The following is a 21751-nucleotide window of genomic DNA, read 5'->3' on the forward strand; positions in this document are numbered from 1 at the left end:
TAAAAAAACGATGTACACGTCAAAATATAATTATTTAGTATTGTTCTTCATATTTATTTCTTTCAGTTCTTGCAGGAAATATGTGGAAATTGAGCCTCAGGGTAAAATTATACCTAGTACGGTAAATGATTATCAGTTGCTGTTAAATAATAGCGGGGTTTTTAATTTATCTTACGGGAGTGTTGAATATGCGACTGATAATGTAGCACTGTTAAATGACAATTTCATCAATGGATTTGATGTAAGGTCCTTAAATGTTTACAAATGGGCAGATCTGTTTTATCAGCCTAATGAAGATGATCCGGAATGGAACTTGTTCTACCAACAAATATACAATGCTAATGTCGCGATTCAGGGATTGCCAAACGCCAAATCAGGCGGTGAAAATTTGAAGCAGCAACTGGTTGCCGAAGCGAAAGTACACCGGGCATATGCTTATCTTTGTCTGGTTAACTTATATGCAAAAGAATACCACGCGGGAAGTGCGGCCACTGATCTGGGGGTGCCCTTGCTTACAGAACCAGGTTATACTCAAAATCTGAAGCGTGCACCAGTGGGTGCAATTTATGATTTGATTTTAAGTGACCTGAATACAGGCGTTGCCACACTTGCACCTTTATCTTCAAGTAAAACTGCTCCTTCAAAATGCGCAGCTTACGCCTTGCTGGCCCGTACGTATTTGTATATGGGTAATTATCAGAAAGCATTGGACAACGCTAGTTTATCGCTTGGTATACAGGCTCAACTTTTTGACCTTAATCCATATGTCGGTGTTGGTGCCGGATCTGGTTTACCGGACGGTTTTTTTCTTCCTACCAGTCAGGAAAATTCTGAAGTGATCCTGATGAAGGCAAGCAGCGACGGTGGAGGAAATTTTCCTCTGAGTCCTGAATTGATGACTTTGTTGGGTACAAAAGATCTCCGCACTTATTTTTTCACCTATTATGTGGGACCAGATGGAGATCCAACGGGTATTTTTACTTATCCAGGTACCTATCATTCCTACTTTTCTCCTTTTGAAACTACCGCAGGTAGTACCCAGCTGGGACCAACAGTTCCGGAAATGATGTTGATCAAAGCAGAGTGTCTGGCCAGGACGCAGAAAGGCCAGGCTGGTCTGGCTGTTGTAAACGAATTGCGTAAAACAAGGTTTAAGCCCGTAGATTATACGGCCCTGACCGCCGCCAACGATGACGATGCCTTACTGCTGATTTTACAGGAAAGAAGAAGAGAACTTTTTTGCAAAGGTGCGCGTCTCTTTGATCTGAAAAGATTGAACACGGATCCAAAACTGGCAAAGACAATTACCCACCCGCTAAAAACGCAGCAACTGACTCTTGCACCTGGAAGCAATCGTTATATCTATCCAATTCCGGTAAAAGTAATCAGCACCAATCCCGAAATAGAACAGAATCCACGTTAAGTTCCAAATTAAACATTCTTATCACCCATAACGATTAAAATGTAAATAGATGAAGAAATATGTATTAATGGTTGTCCTGACCTTAGTGTCGGTAGCCACGCTTTTGGCCCAGGGAATCGAATTTAACCATGGTACCTGGAGTGAAATTAAGGCTCAGGCCAAAAAAGAGAACAAGCTGATCTTTTTAGACTTTTACACGGTTTGGTGTGCACCCTGTAGAAAAATGGCCAAAGAGGTTTTTCCCTTACCAGAGGCCGGAGACTTCTATAATAAACATTTCATTAATGTAAAAGTAGATGCTGAAAAAGGAGAAGGGATCACTTTGGCTAAAGAATACCGGCCTTCCGGATATCCGACACTAGTTTTTACAGATGCAGATGGGAAACAGCTTTACCGTACCACCGGTGCCGAAAATGCGCAGGAATTGATCAGACATGCTGAGATTGCACTCAATCCACAGCAGGATTATGAATTGTTAAAAGGGAAATATGCCAAAAACGAACTGGGCAAAGAAGACTTGTACCGCTATATGGTCATGGCAAAGGCAAAAGATAAAACTAAAGAGGTCAACGACATATTCGACCGCTATTTTAGCTTAGTCAAACCATCCGGAACTGGAGTTTTTACTTTGATGGAGGAGTATGTAACCTCCAGCAGCTCAAAATCGTTTGTATATCTTCAACGACACCGCAATGATTTTTATCGAAGTTCAGGAAAGAAACAAGTAGATGCGTATATCAAAAAAGTCCTCCTCCAAGAGTTTTCTTCTCAATTCTTAAGTTACAATAACCACGAGCGTCAGGAGCATTACTTTGCATCAAAATCTCTTTTGAAATCCAAAACCCTCTTGACAGAGAAAGAAGACCTGAAACTCGATATGTCTTACTATCAACAGGCACAAGATGAAAACAATTTCATGAAGGCAGCAGACCTGCTGGTTAAAAAATATGCCTACAAAGACGATGAAGAAATCAGCATGATCCTGGGGGGCGCTTATTTGGTCAAAGGTCAGCAGCACTTGCTTATGCTTAAGAAATGGGCAGAAATGGCTGTTACCCTCAAAGACAGCTCCTTGAATTATTTAGGGCTTGCCATGATCTGCGATCAGTTAAAGGATAAAGAAAACGCTTTAAAAAATATAGAACTCTGTATGGCTGCTTCGAAAAGGGATGACGATGGCAAAGCAAGCATAATAGAGAAATTCAAACAAAGAATCCAGCAACATTATAAAAATTAAAAAACACAGATTATGAAAAAGTACATGTATATCATCTTTGCATTCCTATTACCAGGATTTGCAACAAACTCCGTTTTTGCTCAAGGTATTGAGTTTAATCACGGCACCTGGGCCGAAATCAAGGCCTTGGCGAAAGCAAAAAACAAACTCATTTTTGTTGATTTTTACACAGATTGGTGTGGACCATGCAAGCATATGAGCATGAATGTGTTCCCACAAAAAGAGGCTGGCGATTTTTACAATCAAAATTTTATTGCCTATAAAGTGGATGCTGAAAAAGGAGAGGGGCCTGCACTGGCCAAACAATATCATGTAGCGGGTTATCCAACCCTGGCATATATCAGTGCAGATGGTGAGGTAGTCCATCGGCTTACCAGCTCTACAGATGTTAAAGAACTGATCGATCAGGGCAAAATCGCTTTGACACCGCAAAATGACTATCATCAGCTTAAAGAAAAATTTGCTAAAAATGAGTTGGACAAGGAAGAACTTTACCGTTACTTTTTAGTTGTAAAAGCAAAGGGCGATGATAAAGAGACCAGCGAGGTTTTTGAAAGATACTTTGACGCCGTTGCAGCTGTAAGCCCGGCAATATTTGATCTTATCTCCAGTAATATCAACTCAACAGATAGCAAAGCCTTTAAATACCTGGAAAGCCATTCCAAAGATTTCGCTGCACGTATAGGGAAGGAAAAAGTAGAGGGCTATATCAAGAACTTATATATGAATGAATTTCAGGGAAAGGTTTGGTATAAATCTTATAAAACCTTGTCGGAATATGAAACTGCAAAATCGGATCTAAAGACCAAAATTGTTTTAACTGACAAAGAGGCACTCAGTTTTGATACGGATTATTATCTGAGGGCCGGAGATGAAGATAATTACATGTTGTATGCAGATAAATTGGTCAAAAAATACTGTTATAATGACGATCTGAAGATCAGCAATGTCATTGGAGGCGGATCCAGATTGATTAAAAAGGAAGCCAATATCCTGATCATGAAAAGCTGGGCGGAACGTGCCTTGGTTATAAAGGATAACTTTATCAATAATGCGACCCTAGCTATGCTTTACAAGCAGCTTAAAAACAGGACACTAGCTGTAAAATATATTGACAAATCTATTGAGCAATGTAAACAAGAAAAGAATGGCTATGAGGATAGGGCTCAAATGATAAAAAAGGAGATTGAGGAGGCCAGTTACGAATAGCCTGTTTGGCTTGGTTTCTGTGGAGTGAAAACCCATGATGGAAAACCAAGCAAAAAAACTAAAGAGAACAATAACCCTGGTTCGTATTTTGATAAAATACGGCTTTGAAGAGCTCCTGATCAGAAGTAATATCAGGAGTTTATTGTCCCCCTCTGCTACTGAAGCCGATTCCTTTGAATCTGATGGAGAGAAGTTGTCTTTTAACGTTTACGAGCGCATCAGGATGGCGCTTGAAGAGCTTGGTCCTACTTATGTGAAATTTGGACAGGCTTTTAGTACCAGGGAAGATCTCTTACCGAAAGATATGATCGTTGAACTTCAAAAGTTGCAGGATAAAGTGGAACCGGAAGCCCTTGATGTTAGAGGATTTATTGAAGCTGATCTGGGCGTTGAGCCAGATCAGCTTTTTAAACATATTGAGTCAGAGCCATTTGCTTCAGCTTCCATCTCCCAGGTTTATAAAGCGACATTGAAGAATGGTTCTGCAGTTATTCTTAAGATCAAACGTGGAGGTATCCGGGAAGTTGTTGCCTCAGATATGTTGATCATGAAAGATGTGGCCAAATTGCTGGTCAGTTACAGTGAAGTATTCAGGAAAGTGAATTTAGTTGAAGTGCTGGAGGCTTTTGAAAAATCTATTTTTCACGAACTTTCCTTTCTAAATGAGTTGTCTAATATTGAGCAGTTTTCCAGAAATTTTAACGACAATAAAGACATCTATCTGATCAAGACCTATCCAGAGCTTTCCAATGATAATATACTGTGCATGGAGTATGTGGATGGTGTAAAAATAACGGATAAACCGGTATTGATCGAAATGGGCTTAGAGCCTGCTGAAATTGCAGCCCGGGGACTGGATCTTTACCTTACGCAAGTACTGGACCATGGCTTCTTTCATGCAGACCCACATCCCGGAAACCTATTGGTATTGGCCAGTGGTCAAATTGCTTTTATTGATTTCGGAACCATGGGTAGCATGATGCCTAAAGACAAAGAACAACTGGAAGATTTTATATCTTATTTTATTGCTCAAGATGCCAGGAGGCTCATTGCGGTGATAAAAAAGATGGCCATCCGTTTTAGTATCCCTGATGAGACAAAACTGGAAAAGGACATTCATGATTTTTTTAACCTGCTGGAAGGCAGTTCTCTTCATCAGATGGATGTAAAGGAAGTATTGAGTAAGTTTTCAGGTATTTTAAATGAAAATGAGATCTTAATGCCAGAACATCTGTACTTACTGGTGAGAGGTATTGTTTTAATAGAAGGAATTGGACGCGCTTTGGTTCCTGATTTGAATATTATAGAAAGCCTGAAACCCTATATTCTAAAAATAGCGTTGGCCAGGCTTAGCCCCGAGTATTTACAAAAGAAAGGGATCAAATTTTTGAGGACAATGGCTGATGCCTTAAAAACCGTACCTGATGATTTGGTTTCCATTGTGTCAAAACTCAATAGTGGGGAATTAAAAGTTGTACAGGAAGTCAGGGAGCTTCCTGCCTTGCAAGAGAGAATTGTACAAGGATTCAACAGGACAGTGTTCGCCATTGTTTTGTGTGGGGTGTGGATCAGTTCGGCCTTGTTGGTATTAGCGGATAAACCTCCAAAATGGTCCGGCATTCCCGCGCTTGCCTGGATCGGATTCGCCATTAGTGCTGTATTGATGTTGATTCTATTGATTTCTTACATTTTTGGAAAGAAACCGGGAAAAAAAATATAATTTTCCCAAACCATGGTAAAATTCTATAAAACGTTATTCTTTAGCTTATTTCTCTCTGCAGGTGTGCTTTATGCACAAGAGACAGTACAACACCCTAAAACACCGATTATGGGCTGGTCTAGCTGGAATAACTTTAGGGTGGCTATTAACGAAGATATTGTAAAGGCTCAGGCAGACGCCATGGCTGCCAACGGTTTAAAAGAGGCGGGCTATCAGTATATCAATATGGATGACGGTTTTTTTGGTGGAAGAAATGAGAACGGAGAGCTTCTGGTGCATTCGAAACGATTTCCATCCGGAATGAAGGCACTTGCAGACTATATTCACAACAAAGGTTTCAAAGCTGGTATCTATTCAGATGCGGGGATCAATACCTGTGCTTCGATTTGGGATAAGGATACCATTGGAGCAGGAGCAGGCCTTTATGGCCATGATGCAGAAGATCTCACCTTGATGCTCAAAACCTGGGGGTATGATTTCATTAAAATAGATTGGTGCGGAGGTGAAAAACTTGGGCTTGATGAGCAATTGCGCTATACGCAACTGGCCAACCGGATAAAAAGTATAAAACCTGAAGCCTTGTTTAATATCTGCAGATGGCAGTTTCCTGGAAAATGGGCAATGGAAATTGCGGATTCCTGGCGAATATCAGGTGATATCAGCAACCAGTTTGAATCTATTCTTCATATTATTGATAAAAATGCAGATTTATGGAAATACAGTTCGCCGGGCCATGTAAACGATATGGATATGTTGCAGGTTGGGCGAGGAATGAGTTACGAAGAAGATCGTGCACATTTTACCATGTGGTGTATGATGAACTCTCCATTGCTATTAGGCAATGACTTGCGAACCATTTCCAAAGAGACATTGGGCCTGGTAACCAATAAAGAAATTATTGCCTTGAACCAGGATAAACTGGGCTATCAGGCGCGCAGACTGGAAAAGAATGGTGAACTGGAAACCTGGGCCAAACCATTAACCTCCACCATGAGCGGGACCATTGCTGTAACTTTACTTAACCGGTCATCAAAAACGGCAAGTCAGGTTTTTAATCTCGATAGCGTCGGTATTGATCCTTCCAAGGGTTATACTTTACGAGATCTGTGGAAACATAAAGATTTTGCGGTATCCACTATGAAAACAGTGCGTATGGAGGTTCCGGCACACGGTGTTGTTACGCTTAAAATTACCGGTTCGCCGAAACCCTTTAATGTGTTTCAATCTGATGCTAAAATCAATTAGGGCAACCAGACAACCTTTTGCTCCGCATTATGGGGCTGACCGATGATGTCTTTGTACAAGTTTGGTTTTCTGGCTTGTTTATAGCGGTAGCCGCCGGCTTTGCTTAACTTATCTTTAGTAATGTTAGCTACACAGATGCTATTCCCCAGTTCGCGACATTCTGCGATGACATCGCCATAAGGGTCTATGATCATGGAACAGCCATTCTTTAACTGGTCATCATCCATACCGATTGGATTAGAAAAGATGGCGTAAATACCGTTATCATAAGCTCTGGCAGGCAGCCATTTCATTAGCCAGCCACGGCCTTTGAGCCCGTCAAATTCTATTCTTAGAGATGTGGGATCGTTTAACCTGTTTTCCCATAATACAGGATCAACAAAACCAGCGCCTGGCCTGGTAGAAGGTGTGCACATCGTTACATGGGGCATAAAGATAATGTCGGCACCAAGGAGTGTGGTAGCCCTGACATTTTCGATAATATTATTGTCGTAACAAATCAGGATGCCACATTTCCATCCCAGTAATTCAAAAACAACATATTGGTCTCCCGGTTCCAGGTAAGGATTAATGAATGGATGAAGTTTTCTGTACTTTGCAACCAGTCCGTTTTCATCGACACAAACATAGGCTTTAAATAAACGGTCATTTTCATCTTTCTCAAACAGACCAGCCAGTATAGCTATTTTATATTCTTTTGCATATGCAGTAAGCGTTTGTATAGACGGGCCATTTGGGATAGGTTCGGCAAGTTTTAGCATTTCCTCCCTTGATAGGTTTCTGGCAAATGTATAGGCCGTTATGGAACATTCATGAAATGCAATCACATCGGCGCCCTGGGCTGCCGCCTTTGCTGTAAGGTCTTTGATTACACTTAAGTTATAGGCTTTATCTCCATTTTTATGCTCAAACTGAGCAGATGCAATTTTTATAGTCTTCATCTTAATTAAATTATAAGACAAAGCTACGCTGGCTTGAAACGTCAGGATTGTACATTTCCGACAAGAACTAAACTTCCGCAGGGAAGAGGTTGACCGCTAGCCTATGGTTGTGGCTAAGGTATTTAAGCGGACTAACCCCGGCTATCTTCTTAAAATCGTGAATGAAATGCGCCTGGTCAAAATACCCAGCTTCACAAGCAACCTGGGCGGTATTGCTGACTGGGGTATATTGAAATAATTTAAGTGTGTGATGTATTTTTACTATACCGGATAAATATTTTGGGCTGGTGCCGATCTGTGTATTGAACTTTCGTTCCAGCTGCCGCTCGGTGATGTTCAGTTTTTCGTTGATCCATGCAATGGGTAAAAGACCTTTGTGTGTACAGATTAGTTCAAGTGCGTGCCTTATGTGGGGGTCTATTGGATGGAGGGAAGAATATTTTTTGATAAAGAATGTTTCCAGGATTCCGATTCTTTCAGCAGACGTAGATGAGTTTAAAATCTGCTCCTCCAACGCTCTTGTCTGGTGGCCTAAAACATCTGTTAAGGCTATAAAATGGTTTTTAAATGTATTGGCTGGTATACCTGTTAATGCATAAATTCCATAGGGCTGGAGAACGGCAACGACCAGTCCCGTTTTTCCACTGGAAATTAAATGTTTACAGTCTTTAAGTTGTCCGTAAAGAAAACTCCCAGGCATAGTATTGCGCTGTGATCCTTCTGAAATGGGTTGGTCATAATGGAATACAATTCCCGGATTACCATCAGCAAACATTTGGTGATTCACTGGTCCCTCACTTTCTAAAATCAGAAAATGTTTGATCAGGGATCTTAATGAATCTACCGGGCAAATTTGCATAGGGCAAAGCTAACAAAAAGAAACTGGTGATAACTGGCAGAAATTTTGCTCTAAGCCTCCAAAAGATCCCCAGACATACTAACGCTATATGGTAGACCTCGAATATTTACACAACCTTTACAATAACGATAATTATGAAGCCTGCCTTGAAGCAGCCAATCTGTTCCTTCTGGTTAATGAACAAAACACACAAGCTTTATTGCTAAAAGCTAAAAGTGAATACCAGATGGTCTTTTATGAAGCCTGGGATGAAGATCCGGAAGAAGATAACCGGTTTGAATCTGTTTGCGGCAGTTTTGAAAGGGTATTGGAACTGGACCCATGGAATGAAGAGGCAATGCTCTATCTGGCTTATATATATATTGCTTTACTCAAAACCAATTTATCAAAGGCTATCGCTTATTGTGATATAATGGCGAACTCTACTCATCTGGCAACTAAAATTAAAGCCATCAGTTACCATCAGGACGCCTGTCAGCAGGAAGGACATATTTCTCTTGCGCTGGAAGATGCAGATCAATTGATCACCTTAACTAAGGTTTTTTATAAAGAGAACAGGAATGCACTTGATGTTGAGCTTGGTCAGGTGTATCTCAAAAAAGGTAATTTATATCTGAAGTATCAAAATGATGGAAAGAGGGCACTGGAAGTCTATAAAGAAGGCATTGACTATATGTATCCGGATCCTTTGAATTTTGCAATGATTGCTAATCTGGCCTTCGATCAGAAAGATTATGAGACCGGGGGTAAAGTATCCGTTCTGGCTTTCCTTTCAAATGTGTCTGGAGCTGAAGAAGAACTGCTGGACTTATACAGGAAACTGGAAGAGCTCAACAGTAAAGGGGTAGAAAACAAGTCAATGGTAGAGGCTATATTTGTGGCCTTGAGAGTATTTGCTGATGAGCTTGACTGTGATACGGTTGAAATGCTCAATTTTGCACAGCATTATATCAAGATATTTCCAGATTGGTATATTCCATATCATTATGCCGGGGCTGCGCTATATGATGCCAAAAGCTATACAGAAGCACTCCCGTACTTGGATAAAAGTGTAAAAATGGGAGGCCGCTCTTATGGAGTACAGCGTTTTTATGAGACAAGCTATCACGTCAATGGTGTATTTCCGGAACTGGAAAAATGGCCTGATGACTCTTCCTCGGATTATTACAATGCAGGTGTTAATTTCTACGAATTTGAAACACAAACTTACAACCCATCGATTGGCAGGGAATTATTGAAAATCAGAACCCATTTCTATAAAATCTCTTACGACGGTTTTTACGACTACTTCTGTAATCATCATCAGAGGAAAGGTGCAAATGACGCTGATGTTCACGTATTTGCGATGTGCTGTAATAATTATGGTATTGCATTAACTGCGCAAGGGTCTTATGAAAAGGCAGCAGAGGTGCATCAACTAGGCTATTCCTTTTCTCCTTTCTGGGAACAGCTGAGTAGTTGGGGAACCGCTCTTAAAAGACTGGAGAGATATGAAGAGGCATTAGAAGTATTCAACCGCGCAGTAACTTATGGCAGTAGTTATTTAGATTTCAGTGATTATATAGAGCTTATAGGGGAAATTCTGGAGATTCTTTTTAAACTGGGCCGTCTGGAAGAGACCAGGGAATTGCTCACAACAACGGATCAGGAGTACAATGATTTTATCAGAAACAATAGCAAAGACCTTTCAGAAGCCTATCTTTTTACGCTGAATGAAAGGTATATTACTGTCCAGAACATCCGGCTTGACCTGCTCAAAGAAGGAAGCCTGGAAGAGGCGAATAAAGCCTGGCAGGAACAACTGGAAAAGCATCCTGATGACAATTCTTCGTGGTTTATGCTGATGCAAAATTATTATCAGTTAAAAGATTACAGGCAGTGTATTGCCTGCGCAGATAATTATCAGTCTGTTAAAGGGAAAGCCATTCAACTGGAATCCGTTCAGAAAGTACATTTTATGCGTGGAATGTCCCATCTCAATCTGGGAAATTACTCCCAGGCTAAGGAGAACCTGAACATACTGCTTCAGTCGTGTCAATCAGGAGATTCCACTGAAGAAAGCATTATCAGCGATGCCAATCTTCGCCTGGCAGAATGTTGTTATAAACAGCAGCAATGGAAAGAATGTATGGACTTTGCATGGGATGGTATTGATTGTTACAACAGAAATGGTTGGAAGTGGGATGACGCACGTGTAGAAATGACACTCTATTATGCAGATGCCTGTAAAGCAACCGGCGAATTAAAAGCCGCTATAGGTACACTGGATACCATATTAAAGATGTTTCCAGGCAATCAGGAAGCGATGAGGAGGAAAAAAGAGTGGAAACCAAATCGCGGCCTTTTCTCCTTTTTTAGATAATTAAAGAAAGCCGACTATATTGGTAAGCCGTTGATATCAGTTGTGAGTACTTCACTCATATAATCGAAAAATGGCCGCATACCCATGAAAGTACGGTTCACCTCTTCCAGAAAGTTTTTACTCAATACTTCTTTGTCTGAAAACTTTCTGGAAATCAGAAATTGCTTATGGCGAAGTAAATCAATGGCTTCGTGGCTGGGATCATAACCTTTAGGTGTTGTTTTAAGTTGTTCTCCATGTAAGGTTCCAAAAAGGGAAAGAAATGCGGGGTCAGCAAGTATTTTTCTCAAAGAGGAGGGATCAAAAGCTATATCATCTCTGATAAGTTTAAGATCTTCCGGTACAGGCCCCCAGAAACCTCCGCCAACAAAACTATTTCCTGGTTCAATATGAAAATAATATCCACCTCTGCGATATTTGGTTGCCCGCTTAAAACTGCCGCTCCAATGGGATTTATAAGGTGTTTTATCTTTCGAAAAACGTGTATCACGATAGATCCGGTATAAGCTCTTTTTGCCTGATGCGGTTTCAATTACATCGTGAGATGATAATTTCTCCAGCAATGCATCTGCAAATATCTCAATAGACTTTTGTTCTTCCTGAAATTCTGTTTTATGTTCATTGAACCACTCCCTGTTGTTGTTTTTCTTAAGTGTATTTAAGAAACCAAAAGCAGAGGGGGCTAATTCCGAAAATTGTTGCGCAGCTGTTTCTGACATATCATGAAATTCTGTATGGCATCTAATTTATACCATATTTAGGAATTTATTGTCAAAAGATTATAACAATGGTCGGAAATAGTAGTTCTAAAACCTATAGCGAAGGGAAATGGCTTTACCGATTGCATTGATCAATTCCCGGTCCAGGCTTTCTTCTTCTGTATCACTAAGGTTCCAGGTCTTATCTGAACGGATTAGTTTTAACTCTTTTCCATGGAGTAAAATATTGATTTCGTTGGTGTTAGAAGAAGGCTTTTCTCCTAAAATAGAAAAATTAATATCGGTATCTTTATACGTAATGCGAAGGGGTAAACTCATGAGGCTGCAAATATAGAAAATTCCGTGCTTCTGCCTAATGAACAAACTGAATAAATTCGGAAAAGAGAAATTCTATGGAGTAAAATATAGGTAAAATCGAATAATTTATCATCCCAGCCGGGCCGGGATGATAAATTTTAAGCTTAGATTATAATCTGAAGCCAACTTTTAAGGCCGCATAAGAGGTACCTGCATCTTCAATTCTGAAGCCCAGATCAATACGGTTATTCACTTTATAACCAATACCACCTCCAACTAAGAAGTTTGTACCGTAGCCGTTAAATCCAACAGCTGCACCTAAATTGAAGTTCAAAAAGAATTGCTTGTCAACATAATACTTAATTCCACCTTTTAAGGGTAAAAAGGTATAATTCTCATACCAGTCATGTTTTGGAAACAAGGTTTCAACACCTGTAGCTAATGTTAAACCTAATTTGCGTTCTGCTGGCCATTCTGCTTCTAAAATACCACCAATACCTACGTTGTACGCTTTACTAAACGGGATGAGTAATTCAGGAGAGAGCGTTACTTTCGCCGATTGAGCATGTAGTCTTGTTGTAAATGAGGTGAATACAATCGCAATCAGCGCAATGGTTAAGTTGGTTTTCTTTTTCATGTGTATAAATAGATTATTTGTCTGCTTTTTACAAAAATCAGACCAGATAGGAAAATCTTAGAACAAATGATAGAGTTTTCCTTGTTTCATGACTACTAATCCTGCCGTATTCAGCTGTTTGGTTGCTGTATTCATTCGTCCCAATATTTTTCTTCAAAAGTAAGGATCGTTGAGTCGATTTCTGAAATCATGGCCTGCATTCAGCCATATGGTTATCTAATGTATCTGTAGAGTTATTCATATTTTAAAGCCTCTGCCGGATCTGTTACAGCACTTTTATAAGACTGAAAACTTATGGTAAGCAGTGCGATACCTAAAGTTAATGTAGCAGCAGCAACAATTACCCACCAGGAAATTGAAGTACGGAATTCAAAATTTTGAAGCCATTTGTCCATCAGGTAATAGGACAGCGGGACCGATATAAATATTGCCATGCAGATCATTTTCAGGAAGGACTGGGAAAGCAGCTGCATTAAATGTGATGCGGAGGCACCTAGGACCTTTCTGATGCCAAATTCTTTAGTCCTTTGGGCTGCACTGAAAGCAACCAGTCCATACAAACCCATACAAGAGATAAAAACGGCCAGACCGCCGAAAATATTGGATAGAATGCCGAGTTTTTGCTCTTTTTGCATCATTTCCTCATATACTGTACTTGTGAAACGCAGTTCAACCGGATAAGATGGATTGAGTTCCTTTGTGATCCTGGTTACAATTTCTATATTTTTTTGCAGACTGCCCGTAGAGTTAAGGCGCATTGTAATATAGCCTGTATAATCTTTATCAAACGAAATCAGGAGCGGTGTATTGGACTTATAAGGAGAATCCCATACATAATCTTCAAATACGCCTATAACCTTTTTCTCCTGACCGGCGAGTTTAAGGGTTGTGCCTATAGGTTGTTTTAGATTCATCGCTTTAACCGCAGTGGCACTGATCAATACGCCCGCGGTATCCGAAGCATATTGTTTTGAAAAATCCCTGCCACTCTGCAGTTTGAGGCCATTGGTTTTGATAAAATCGTAGGTTGTACCAACCCGGTTAAATAGAATGTCACTTTCGGCAGGAGTGGCACCTGGCCATTGTACATTTTTAATAAAGGAACTGTGATGTACCAGAGATACCGATGACTGGCAAACACTGGAAACCGCGCCAGATTTAAGGAGTTGTTCTTTGAATAATTCATATTTCAATTGTAAATCTCCATCCTGGGGCATTTCTGCCAGGGCATTCACATTGCTGCCGATTGGCCGGTTTTTTATGTATTGTATCTGCTTATAGATTACCATAGTTGATATGATCAGCAATACAGTAAAACAAAACTGACCCACTATTAATATCTGCCTCAGATTTACAGAAAGCCAGGAACTCCCTGGGATTTTTCCTTTTAATACCTGTACGGGATTAAATGAAGACAGGTAAAATGCAGGATAGCTTCCCGCAACCAATCCTGTAACCAAAACGATTCCGAGCAAGCTGACCCAATTGTATAAATTGAAGTAGGAAATATTCATGCTGATATTTAACAAATGGTTGAAGGCCGGCAGAAATGCTTCTACTAACGCAAGCGCAATTATGATACTAATGACTGCCAGGACCATTGATTCAATCAGGAACTGAAGGATTAGTGAAGCTCTTGTAGCTCCAATTGTCTTCTTGATACCGACTTCTTTCGCCCGTTTCTCTGATTTTGCAGTGGCCATATTCATAAAATTAACACAGGCAATCAACAGAATTCCAAAGGCCAAACCTGTAAAAAGCCAGATCTGATCGATTCCTCCACCAATACTCTTTCCATTTTTAAATTTGCCATGCAAATGCATATCGGATAAGGGATAAATAAAGTGCGGTATGACACCTGAGCTGATATGTTGATTACGCTTGATCAGATCATCCAGTTTTTTGTTAACCGACTGGATATCGGAGCCAGAGTTTAGTCGGATTAATGTTGTAAAACTATAATTATTCCAGTTCAATCCTCTTGCATCTGGATTCACCGTTTCATAGAATGACCAGGGCATTAGAAAATCAAATCTGTTGGAACTGTTTTCGGGCAGATCTTTAATTACTGCAGAAACAATCAACTCATTTTGTGCTTCATATTTCACAGATTTTCCCAATACATCTGTAGAACCAAATAGCGTCCTTGCCATGCTTTCTGTTAAGATAACTGATTCTTGACTATTTAAAGCGGTTTTGGGATTGCCGTGAATAAAAGTGTAATCATATATGTTCAGCAGATCAGGCTCTGCAAACTTAGCCTGTTTCTTAAAGGTGTTTTGACCGTTTGCAATTAGTTTTCTGGAGCCATAGTTCATTCGTGCAATGTATTTAACTTCTGGAATTCCTTGCTTTACCAGGGGAGCAAATGCAGTTGTCGTGCCATCAAAGGTTGCGACGATTTTTCCACTGTCGTCATTTACATTCGTCATTGCAACATAAACATCAGCGGCACTTTTTGCCTGCTTGTCAAAATTCCATTCATACGATACATATAGCAACAAGAGAAAGCAGGCAGCTAGTCCGATGGCCAGCCCAATCACATTGATAATAGAAGAAACACCATTTTTGAATAGGTTTCGTAATGCAATTTTAAGGTTTAATTTGAACATAGGTGTATATTTACAAGGTATTGGCTGGTTTTTCTAAAGCTGTGCCAATATTACACCACAATCAATTTACCTGCTTCAGAAGCTGTATTGAGTGCTTTACCTGATATATGGTGACCGAAACCGAACACTTGTTGTGCACAAATGAACAGAAGGATAGCTGTAGAGTCCCCTCTTATTATGCAAATTCAAAATCCTCCGCTTTTGGAAACTTATCCAATCCAGAAAATATAGCATCGGGAACAGGCCTGGCCAATCTTCTTTTGATGGTATCGATCCATGCGCCCTCCACTTTAATTAGTGCATGCAGTGTATTGTCTTCTGAGAGAAATTCATGCTGGATGACCCAGAAAGAACCATCTTGTTTCATCTTCAGTAGTTTGGTTATGATATGTATTTTGGAATGGAGATGGATCTCTCTCTTAAACTCACATTGTTCTTTGAAGAGAACAGGTCCAACGTTCTCGGCCTTCATCAGGTCTATGGTAATTCCATATTCATTCAATATTTCAATTCTTTCCTGTGCCGCCAGATCATAATAACTGCTATGGCGCAAGTGAAAATTAGGGTCCAGGTCTGACCATCTTAAACTCAGGTTTTTCATACTCTTCATCGTATTTACTGAAGTCAAATATACTCTTTGAGTTAGTATTTAGATAAACGACCTCGTCATTGTTAGGTAAAAGCAATGGCAGTATTTATGCTGGGGAATGTGGTGGTGCTGATTTTTAGAGAGGTATTCTAAAAAAATGTTTTAAATAAGTTTATCTTTATATCAATCACTCTTTGTTATGTAAATTCCCATCTAATGAGAAGAACCTTGTTGTTTTGTCTTATCCTGCTTTTCGCCGAAGGCATTTGTAATGCTCAGCCTGATGAGCTGGATAATCTTAAAGCATCGTTACCAAGAATCAAAGACAGCTTACCTTATATTGATGCAATCAACAGGATCGGCATGCTCATGTATGAGCGAAACGTAGACAGCACATTTTATTATGGTAAAAAGGCAAGAGAAATGGCCTGGCGTCTTAAATATAAAAAGGGTGAGGCCGATGCACTAAACAATCTGGGAATTTTTTTTGATTTGAAAGGCAATACCCAACTTGCACTTCGCTATTACAATGATGCATACCAACTGTATAAAAAACAAAAAGATTCTGTAAATAGTGTACAAACCCTGATGAATATTGGGATGGTCTATCAGGAAATTGGGAAAGACGATAAGGCAAAACAGTGGTTTAAGGCGAGTTTAAAAGAGGGAAGCAAATTGAGCAAGGATTCCATTATGTCTCTTGTCATCTATAACTATTTGTTGTTATATCCCACGGCGTTTGGCCGGGATTCAATGAGGTATTATCTGAATAAAGCAAGAAATATTGCTATAAGATATAAGGACGAAAGAACTTTAGTTGCCATTGGGCAACTGATCGCTGATGATAGGATTGCCCATGGCAACAGGGCGGAAGGTTTGGCACTGTTGGATACCACAATTAGAGAGACGTTGAAGGAAAGACTCTATTATGTGAGTATGGATATGCTGATTGATATGGGCGATCAGTTGATCAAAACGGATCCGGTAAAAGCAGCAAAGTATTATCAGCAGGGGCTTGATATTTCTGAAAAAAACGGCTACCTCATTTATAATGAACTATTGGCCAGAAAACTATTTGATCTTTATACATCAGCAGGTGATAATGTTAAAGCTTCAGATTATAGTAAACAACTGATCAGAGTACATGATGATCAACAGAAGATAAATAACGAATCCGGTGTAGATTACCTGGACTATGCGTTGAAGGAAGAACAGATAAAATCCTTAAAACAACGTTCTAAATATCAAAATGTCTTACTGATATTGGTGGTATTGGCTTGTTTTCTGGCTGTCTCGGTGTTACTTGTTATCAGGCATAACTTAAAACGCGTAAAACATTTAAATAAACAGATTATTAACCAAAACTCGCAAATGAGAGAGACGCTCGTAGCACTCGAGCAAAGTCAGAATGATAATACCAGAATGATGAAAATTGCCGCGCACGATCTGAGGAATCCAATTGGAGCGATTACTTCTCTTGCCGGTATAATGCTGGATCATCCGAACAGAGATGAAGAAGAGCGGACCATGCTGGAAATGATCAAAGAGGCCAGTCAAAATTCACTTGAACTGGTGAGCGATCTATTACAGACACAGTTTAAAACAGAAGAACTCACAAAGGAACCAGTTGATATTGGAGAGATGTTGCAGTATTGCGTATCTCTGCTTCAGAACAAAGCGGAAGCGAAAGGGCAGGAGATCAAACTTCAAACATGGCCATTAAGTGTACCTGCAAACAGAGAGAAGTTATGGCGGGTGATGAGTAACCTGATTGCAAATGCCATCAAATTTAGTCCTGAAGGAGGTGTTATTGATATACAGATGGCCCCAAAAGAAGAGAGTGTTTTGATTTCTGTAAAAGATCATGGTATTGGTATACCACCTGAAATGAAGGACAGGATATTTGATATGTTTACCGATGCAAAAAGAACGGGTACAGCAGGAGAACAAGCCTTCGGCTTGGGCTTAGCCATCTCTAAACAGATTGTAGAGGCACATAGCGGATCAATTTGGTTTGAAAGCAGCCCAGGAGACCAGACTACTTTTTTTGTAGACCTTCCTTTTGCAAGTTAGGTACTTCTATAACTGAATTGAAATCCCCTTCTTTGATTTTCTTGTTGTTCGGATCTGGAATCCAAACGCCGTCTACGACAAATTTATACTCATATCTTCCTGGCTTTAAATCTAAGGCAAGGGTCCATGCGCCATCAATCCAACGCATCGGATTTCTCATTTCATCCCAGTTGTTGAAGGTTCCAGCCAGGCTTACCATTTTGGCACTTACATAAGTTGGAAGTTTAAAAATGGTCAGTTTACTATTCTTAACAGCATCCTGGTCTATAGGGCCAGCGTCCAAACGTTTCGCCAGTTCACGGGTTTGGGGATGTCGGGGATCTAAATCATAAGCTTTTAAAAAAGATTGCTGTGCCAGTTTTCTTTGTCCTGAACGGAGTTGTATTTCACCAAGACCCGCATAAGCTCCTGAAGATGCCGGATAGGCTATTAAATTCATATTGAATACCTGCTCTGCAGTTTCTGTTTTTTTAAGCTCAATCAAGCGTCTGCCAAGAAAATTCATTTTGGCTTCAGGTAGTAAAGTCGTGTCCTGATGATTGGTGCCATATTGTAAGAAGGGAGCCATAGCCTGATTAAAATAGTCAGATGTCAGCCTGTTTAATGCTTCAAATTCTGTTAAACCTGTCGCATCCTGATCAAGCCAATTAATGGCAGGCTGTGGCTTGTTAAAAAACAGATTCAGCAAATCTTTCGCTATGGCCAATCCGGCATCACTATTCGCGAAGTAGACTAAACCTTCTTTTTTATCTGGATAGCCTATCAGATAGGCTTTAAATGTTCCATTATCGCCCCATTGCCAGAAGGCATGTTCACCGGCGGAAAATTGTTGACCAATGCCTAAACCCCATGACAGTTCTTTAAAAGCAGAATCTACCTGGCTGTTTGATTGTGGTTGAAATAGCATTTTAAATGTGCTTCCTTTTAACCCCTGTTTATTTAGTAAGGCCATCAGGAATTTACTATAATCTATACCTGTTGTTTGTAAAGATGCTGCAGAATTTGTATTGGCAGGAAAATATCTTGAATCCGTTAAACCAATGTCAATGTGCGGTATAGCATAGTCATTATCAAAAGCTTTCTGCCATACGTATGACGTTCTCTGCATTCCAAGAGGTTTAAATACAGTTTGCTGCATCCAGCTTTCCAGATCCTGTCCAGTTATTTTCTCTACCACCTTAGCCAGAAAGACGAACCCTTCTCCAGAATATCCGAAACGTTTACCTGGTTGGTGGAGAAATTTCAAGTGCTCACCATTCCGCCAGTTGGGCAGTCCGGAAGTATGGCTTAACACATGACGGGCCGTAAGTTGGTGAAAATAGACTTCGTCTTTTAAGTCAGGGTAATCGTAATATTGATACAAAGGTTTATCCAGGTTTAGTTTACCTTGTTCAACCAGATGAAGCACCCCATAAGCAAATACAGATTTACTCAGCGAAGCAGCAGAAAATACTGTTTCTGAATCAACCGGAAGCTTTGTGTCATTGCTGCGCAATCCGAGATGGTATATTTCATTCACCTTTCCGTTCTTAATGTAAACCAGCGAAAGCCCTGGTATACCTGTGCGTTTCATCATCTGCTCTATTTGCGCTTGTTTTTGCTGCGCACGTACAGCGGTTAGGGATAATAAAATTAGAAGCATCGTTAACCTGGCTGATTTCATCATTCTGAGGTTCTTTGGTTTACCTGTACTTTACCATCCGAATTTACTGATTTCAATGGTTTTGTAAAGATTTAAAAATATGTTTTCTGATCTAGCTGAATCTCCTATGTTTACAGAATAACTAATTTTGTAAATATAATTGATAGAAGGGTGAGAGCACATCATGAATCTAAATAGCTATTCAGGCATATTGACTGTAAGATATTGCCTCACTCTTTTTGATCTTTTCGAGTTTGAACAGAATGTAAGGAACTTTGCATGTCAGAGTATCCAGGATATCCGATCAGGAGAAAAAACGGAGGGAGATTCATTAATTATAATTTTAGGAATGATAATATGATGAGCGTATTAAAACAGGTTGTTGGGATTGATGTTGCCCAAAAAGAATTGGTAGTGACCCTTGGTCGGACTTTAGGTGATTTTTCTATAGAGCTGTATGCGCACAAGGTTTTCGTTAACAGCGATGGGGGAATAAAAGCGCTGATGAGGTGGGTAGATAAATTAACCGATGGGAGTGTGTGCGTTAGCTTCGTTATGGAGGCTACTGGTGTGTACCACCAAAAGTTTGCCTACTATTTGGATGAAAATGGACATGATGTAAGCATTATCCTTCCCAACAAGACCAGCAACTACATGCGTACGCTGGATCATAAGACGATTACTGACCGGAGCTGTTCCAGGGCTATAGCCCAGTTTGGACTGGAGCGCAAGTTGGATTGTTGGCATAAACCAAAAGAGGTTTATAGGCGTCTTCAGCAGCTTACCCGTGAGCGAGACCAGATTGTACATGAAAGATCGATGGTAAAGAATCAACTTCATGCCGAGCAGTCCGAAGCCTATCCCTACCAGAAGAGCATCGATCGGCTTAAGTTAAGGATAGCCTTGCTCAACGGACAGGAAACAGAGGTGAAAAAGGATATTGAGGAGCTTATCAGTATGGATGCTTCGCTTGAAGAGGAAATTAACCTTATCACAAGCATACCAGGGGTGGGAAGATTGACCGCGACCATCGTGCTGGCAGAAACCAATGGGTTTGAACTCATTCGTAGCAAGAAACAGCTCACCAGCTACGCCGGACTGGACGTTAGAGAAAAGCAATCGGGAACATCGGTGAATGGCAAGTCGCGGATATCCAAAAAAGGGAATAGGAGCCTAAGAAAGGCCATGTATCTACCCAGTCTATCCGCGGTAAAATGGGATGATCGGTTCAAGTCTGTATATGCAAGGATAGTCTCAAGATCAGGTATAAAGCTGAAAGGCCTTGTTGCGGTGCAGCGAAAAATGTTAGAAATGATTTATACGCTCTACAAGAGCCGGAACAAATATGATAAGCTATTTTTGATCAAAGAAGATAGCGCACAAATACAGAATGTATAAGTGCGCTATGCAGGCTGGTTCAGGACCGCCTTAAGTAAACAAAAGTAAAAAAATAACATTTCAGTTGAAAATTAACACAGAATCTTACAGATTCTGAGGCTTGATCAGTAAAACATATTTTTCAGGGCGCACATCCGGTTGCAGAAATGGATGCAGATATAAGTTAATGGGTATTGGTCGTATTTTTTTGCTTTGGCAAATACGGTGTTGTCAGCATACAGATCGCAACGCCTATAGTGTAGGCAAGCATATCACTCCAGAGAAATCCACGCCCCAATACTAATGCACCTAATGTCGTGTTTCTGACCTGATCTATCCAGGGGGCGCTATAAAGCTGGCTAATTTCGATCAGGTAACAGATGGATAAACTAATTAGCGCAATGTTTTTATAACTTGATCTAAGGAGGAAGAATCTAACGATGAGGAACATCATTATTGCATATAGTATGTCACCAACGATGAGTGGGATCATTGCTGTTTTTCTGGATAACAGACCCAAAATGATAACGGTTAGGATTAATAATACATAGATTAATCTCATTCTGATTTCTGCTTTCATCTTATTATTCATAATTCAACTTATCGTTTGAATGGTTTGTGCTTTAGAATGTAAATTAAGTAATGATTTCTCAACCAATTATTTTTATCACCATTTTTCTTGAAATAATACGAATTGTCGGGATTCACCCTGATGTTGTCGTTTGTGCCCTGTATCAAATTTTGAAATGCTTTGCATCTTTGTATTGTTCATGCTAACTAAATAAAAAACCGCTATGAGAAACTTATTC

At 40.1% G+C, this 21751-nt stretch carries 17 protein-coding genes; 8 read left to right on the plus strand and 9 right to left on the minus strand.

Features of this window, described 5'->3' with window-relative positions; all coding sequences use genetic code 11:
• Positions 1-10 precede the first annotated feature (10 nt).
• Genes R2S08_RS11915 through R2S08_RS11935 form a run of 5 tightly spaced genes read left to right on the plus strand, consistent with a single transcriptional unit; the run spans position 11 to position 6834 of the window.
• A complete protein-coding gene (locus R2S08_RS11915; protein ID WP_316835385.1) occupies positions 11-1423 on the plus strand; it encodes a RagB/SusD family nutrient uptake outer membrane protein in 1413 nt (470 codons plus the stop codon).
• A 49-nt stretch (positions 1424-1472) separates the two neighbouring features.
• Positions 1473-2660: a thioredoxin fold domain-containing protein gene (locus tag R2S08_RS11920; RefSeq protein WP_316835386.1), complete on the plus strand. Its 1188-nt coding sequence runs from the start codon at positions 1473-1475 to the stop codon at positions 2658-2660.
• A gap of 12 nt (positions 2661-2672) precedes the next feature.
• Complete coding sequence (locus R2S08_RS11925) at positions 2673-3869, plus strand: thioredoxin family protein (protein WP_316835387.1); 1197 nt, start codon at positions 2673-2675, stop codon at positions 3867-3869.
• Positions 3870-3903: 34 nt separating this feature from the next.
• On the plus strand, positions 3904-5589 hold the full coding sequence (locus tag R2S08_RS11930; protein WP_316835388.1) for an ABC1 kinase family protein: 1686 nt from the start codon (positions 3904-3906) through the stop codon (positions 5587-5589).
• Between the two features lie 12 nt (positions 5590-5601).
• The gene (locus R2S08_RS11935) at positions 5602-6834 is read left to right on the plus strand and encodes a glycoside hydrolase family 27 protein (RefSeq protein WP_316835389.1); all 1233 of its coding nucleotides are present in this window, start codon (positions 5602-5604) and stop codon (positions 6832-6834) included.
• Here R2S08_RS11935 and R2S08_RS11940 read toward each other — a convergent pair.
• The gene (locus R2S08_RS11940) at positions 6831-7775 is read right to left on the minus strand and encodes a nitrilase family protein (RefSeq protein WP_316835390.1); all 945 of its coding nucleotides are present in this window, start codon (positions 7773-7775) and stop codon (positions 6831-6833) included. The two genes, R2S08_RS11935 and R2S08_RS11940, sit on opposite strands and share 4 nt — an antisense overlap.
• A gap of 67 nt (positions 7776-7842) precedes the next feature.
• Entirely contained in the window at positions 7843-8634 is a 792-nt protein-coding gene (locus R2S08_RS11945; protein ID WP_316835391.1) for a helix-turn-helix domain-containing protein, read from the minus strand.
• 88 nt (positions 8635-8722) lie between these two features.
• On the opposite strand from R2S08_RS11945, the gene R2S08_RS11950 reads away from it, so the two are divergent.
• Complete coding sequence (locus R2S08_RS11950; protein ID WP_316835392.1) at positions 8723-10996, plus strand: hypothetical protein; 2274 nt, start codon at positions 8723-8725, stop codon at positions 10994-10996.
• A 14-nt stretch (positions 10997-11010) separates the two neighbouring features.
• On the opposite strand, the gene R2S08_RS11955 is transcribed toward R2S08_RS11950, so the two are convergent.
• From R2S08_RS11955 to R2S08_RS11975, 5 genes are all read right to left on the minus strand, one after another.
• Positions 11011-11715 (minus strand): DUF2461 domain-containing protein, encoded by a 705-nt coding sequence (locus R2S08_RS11955; protein ID WP_316835393.1) that lies wholly within the window; start codon positions 11713-11715, stop codon positions 11011-11013.
• An 87-nt stretch (positions 11716-11802) separates the two neighbouring features.
• A complete protein-coding gene (locus tag R2S08_RS11960) occupies positions 11803-12033 on the minus strand; it encodes a hypothetical protein (RefSeq protein WP_133778327.1) in 231 nt (76 codons plus the stop codon).
• A 148-nt stretch (positions 12034-12181) separates the two neighbouring features.
• Entirely contained in the window at positions 12182-12649 is a 468-nt protein-coding gene (locus R2S08_RS11965; RefSeq protein WP_133778326.1) for a hypothetical protein, read from the minus strand.
• A 233-nt stretch (positions 12650-12882) separates the two neighbouring features.
• A complete protein-coding gene (locus R2S08_RS11970) occupies positions 12883-15261 on the minus strand; it encodes an ABC transporter permease (protein WP_316835394.1) in 2379 nt (792 codons plus the stop codon).
• Between the two features lie 175 nt (positions 15262-15436).
• Positions 15437-15871 carry an acyl-CoA thioesterase gene (locus R2S08_RS11975; protein ID WP_316835395.1) on the minus strand — a complete coding sequence of 145 codons (435 nt, stop codon included), beginning with the start codon at positions 15869-15871 and terminating at the stop codon, positions 15437-15439.
• A gap of 195 nt (positions 15872-16066) precedes the next feature.
• Here R2S08_RS11975 and R2S08_RS11980 point away from each other — a divergent pair, with 195 nt between their 5' ends.
• Positions 16067-17923 (plus strand): tetratricopeptide repeat-containing sensor histidine kinase, encoded by a 1857-nt coding sequence (locus R2S08_RS11980; RefSeq protein ID WP_316835396.1) that lies wholly within the window; start codon positions 16067-16069, stop codon positions 17921-17923.
• Here the strand turns inward: R2S08_RS11980 and R2S08_RS11985 are convergent.
• Positions 17889-19589, minus strand: coding sequence for a serine hydrolase (locus R2S08_RS11985; RefSeq protein WP_316835397.1), 1701 nt, complete (start codon positions 19587-19589; stop codon positions 17889-17891). The two genes, R2S08_RS11980 and R2S08_RS11985, sit on opposite strands and share 35 nt — an antisense overlap.
• A 255-nt stretch (positions 19590-19844) precedes the next feature.
• On the opposite strand from R2S08_RS11985, the gene R2S08_RS11990 reads away from it, so the two are divergent.
• The gene (locus R2S08_RS11990) at positions 19845-20963 is read left to right on the plus strand and encodes an IS110 family transposase (RefSeq protein ID WP_316835398.1); all 1119 of its coding nucleotides are present in this window, start codon (positions 19845-19847) and stop codon (positions 20961-20963) included.
• 163 nt (positions 20964-21126) lie between these two features.
• Here the strand turns inward: R2S08_RS11990 and R2S08_RS11995 are convergent, their stop codons facing one another.
• The gene (locus tag R2S08_RS11995) at positions 21127-21522 is read right to left on the minus strand and encodes a DUF2809 domain-containing protein (RefSeq protein ID WP_316835399.1); all 396 of its coding nucleotides are present in this window, start codon (positions 21520-21522) and stop codon (positions 21127-21129) included.
• Positions 21523-21751 lie beyond the last annotated feature (229 nt).

The organism is Pedobacter nutrimenti (genome assembly GCF_032678445.1).
GTDB lineage: Bacteria > Bacteroidota > Bacteroidia > Sphingobacteriales > Sphingobacteriaceae > Pedobacter > Pedobacter nutrimenti_A.

What these genes read in the sequence shown, in the direction of transcription:
- R2S08_RS11945 (WP_316835391.1), bottom strand. Translation starts at nt 8,634, where the DNA reads ATGCAAATTTGCCCGGTAGATTCATTAAGATCCCTGATCAAACATTTT.
- R2S08_RS11955 (WP_316835393.1), bottom strand. Translation starts at nt 11,715, where the DNA reads ATGTCAGAAACAGCTGCGCAACAATTTTCGGAATTAGCCCCCTCTGCT.
- R2S08_RS11985 (WP_316835397.1), bottom strand. Translation starts at nt 19,589, where the DNA reads ATGATGAAATCAGCCAGGTTAACGATGCTTCTAATTTTATTATCCCTA.
- R2S08_RS11925 (WP_316835387.1), top strand. Translation starts at nt 2,673, where the DNA reads ATGAAAAAGTACATGTATATCATCTTTGCATTCCTATTACCAGGATTT.
- R2S08_RS11950 (WP_316835392.1), top strand. Translation starts at nt 8,723, where the DNA reads ATGGTAGACCTCGAATATTTACACAACCTTTACAATAACGATAATTAT.
- R2S08_RS11930 (WP_316835388.1), top strand. Translation starts at nt 3,904, where the DNA reads ATGATGGAAAACCAAGCAAAAAAACTAAAGAGAACAATAACCCTGGTT.
- R2S08_RS11965 (WP_133778326.1), bottom strand. Translation starts at nt 12,649, where the DNA reads ATGAAAAAGAAAACCAACTTAACCATTGCGCTGATTGCGATTGTATTC.
- R2S08_RS11970 (WP_316835394.1), bottom strand. Translation starts at nt 15,261, where the DNA reads ATGTTCAAATTAAACCTTAAAATTGCATTACGAAACCTATTCAAAAAT.
- R2S08_RS11935 (WP_316835389.1), top strand. Translation starts at nt 5,602, where the DNA reads ATGGTAAAATTCTATAAAACGTTATTCTTTAGCTTATTTCTCTCTGCA.
- R2S08_RS11995 (WP_316835399.1), bottom strand. Translation starts at nt 21,522, where the DNA reads ATGAAAGCAGAAATCAGAATGAGATTAATCTATGTATTATTAATCCTA.
- R2S08_RS11980 (WP_316835396.1), top strand. Translation starts at nt 16,067, where the DNA reads ATGAGAAGAACCTTGTTGTTTTGTCTTATCCTGCTTTTCGCCGAAGGC.
- R2S08_RS11975 (WP_316835395.1), bottom strand. Translation starts at nt 15,871, where the DNA reads ATGAAGAGTATGAAAAACCTGAGTTTAAGATGGTCAGACCTGGACCCT.
- R2S08_RS11920 (WP_316835386.1), top strand. Translation starts at nt 1,473, where the DNA reads ATGAAGAAATATGTATTAATGGTTGTCCTGACCTTAGTGTCGGTAGCC.
- R2S08_RS11940 (WP_316835390.1), bottom strand. Translation starts at nt 7,775, where the DNA reads ATGAAGACTATAAAAATTGCATCTGCTCAGTTTGAGCATAAAAATGGA.
- R2S08_RS11990 (WP_316835398.1), top strand. Translation starts at nt 19,845, where the DNA reads ATGTCAGAGTATCCAGGATATCCGATCAGGAGAAAAAACGGAGGGAGA.
- R2S08_RS11960 (WP_133778327.1), bottom strand. Translation starts at nt 12,033, where the DNA reads ATGAGTTTACCCCTTCGCATTACGTATAAAGATACCGATATTAATTTT.
- R2S08_RS11915 (WP_316835385.1), top strand. Translation starts at nt 11, where the DNA reads ATGTACACGTCAAAATATAATTATTTAGTATTGTTCTTCATATTTATT.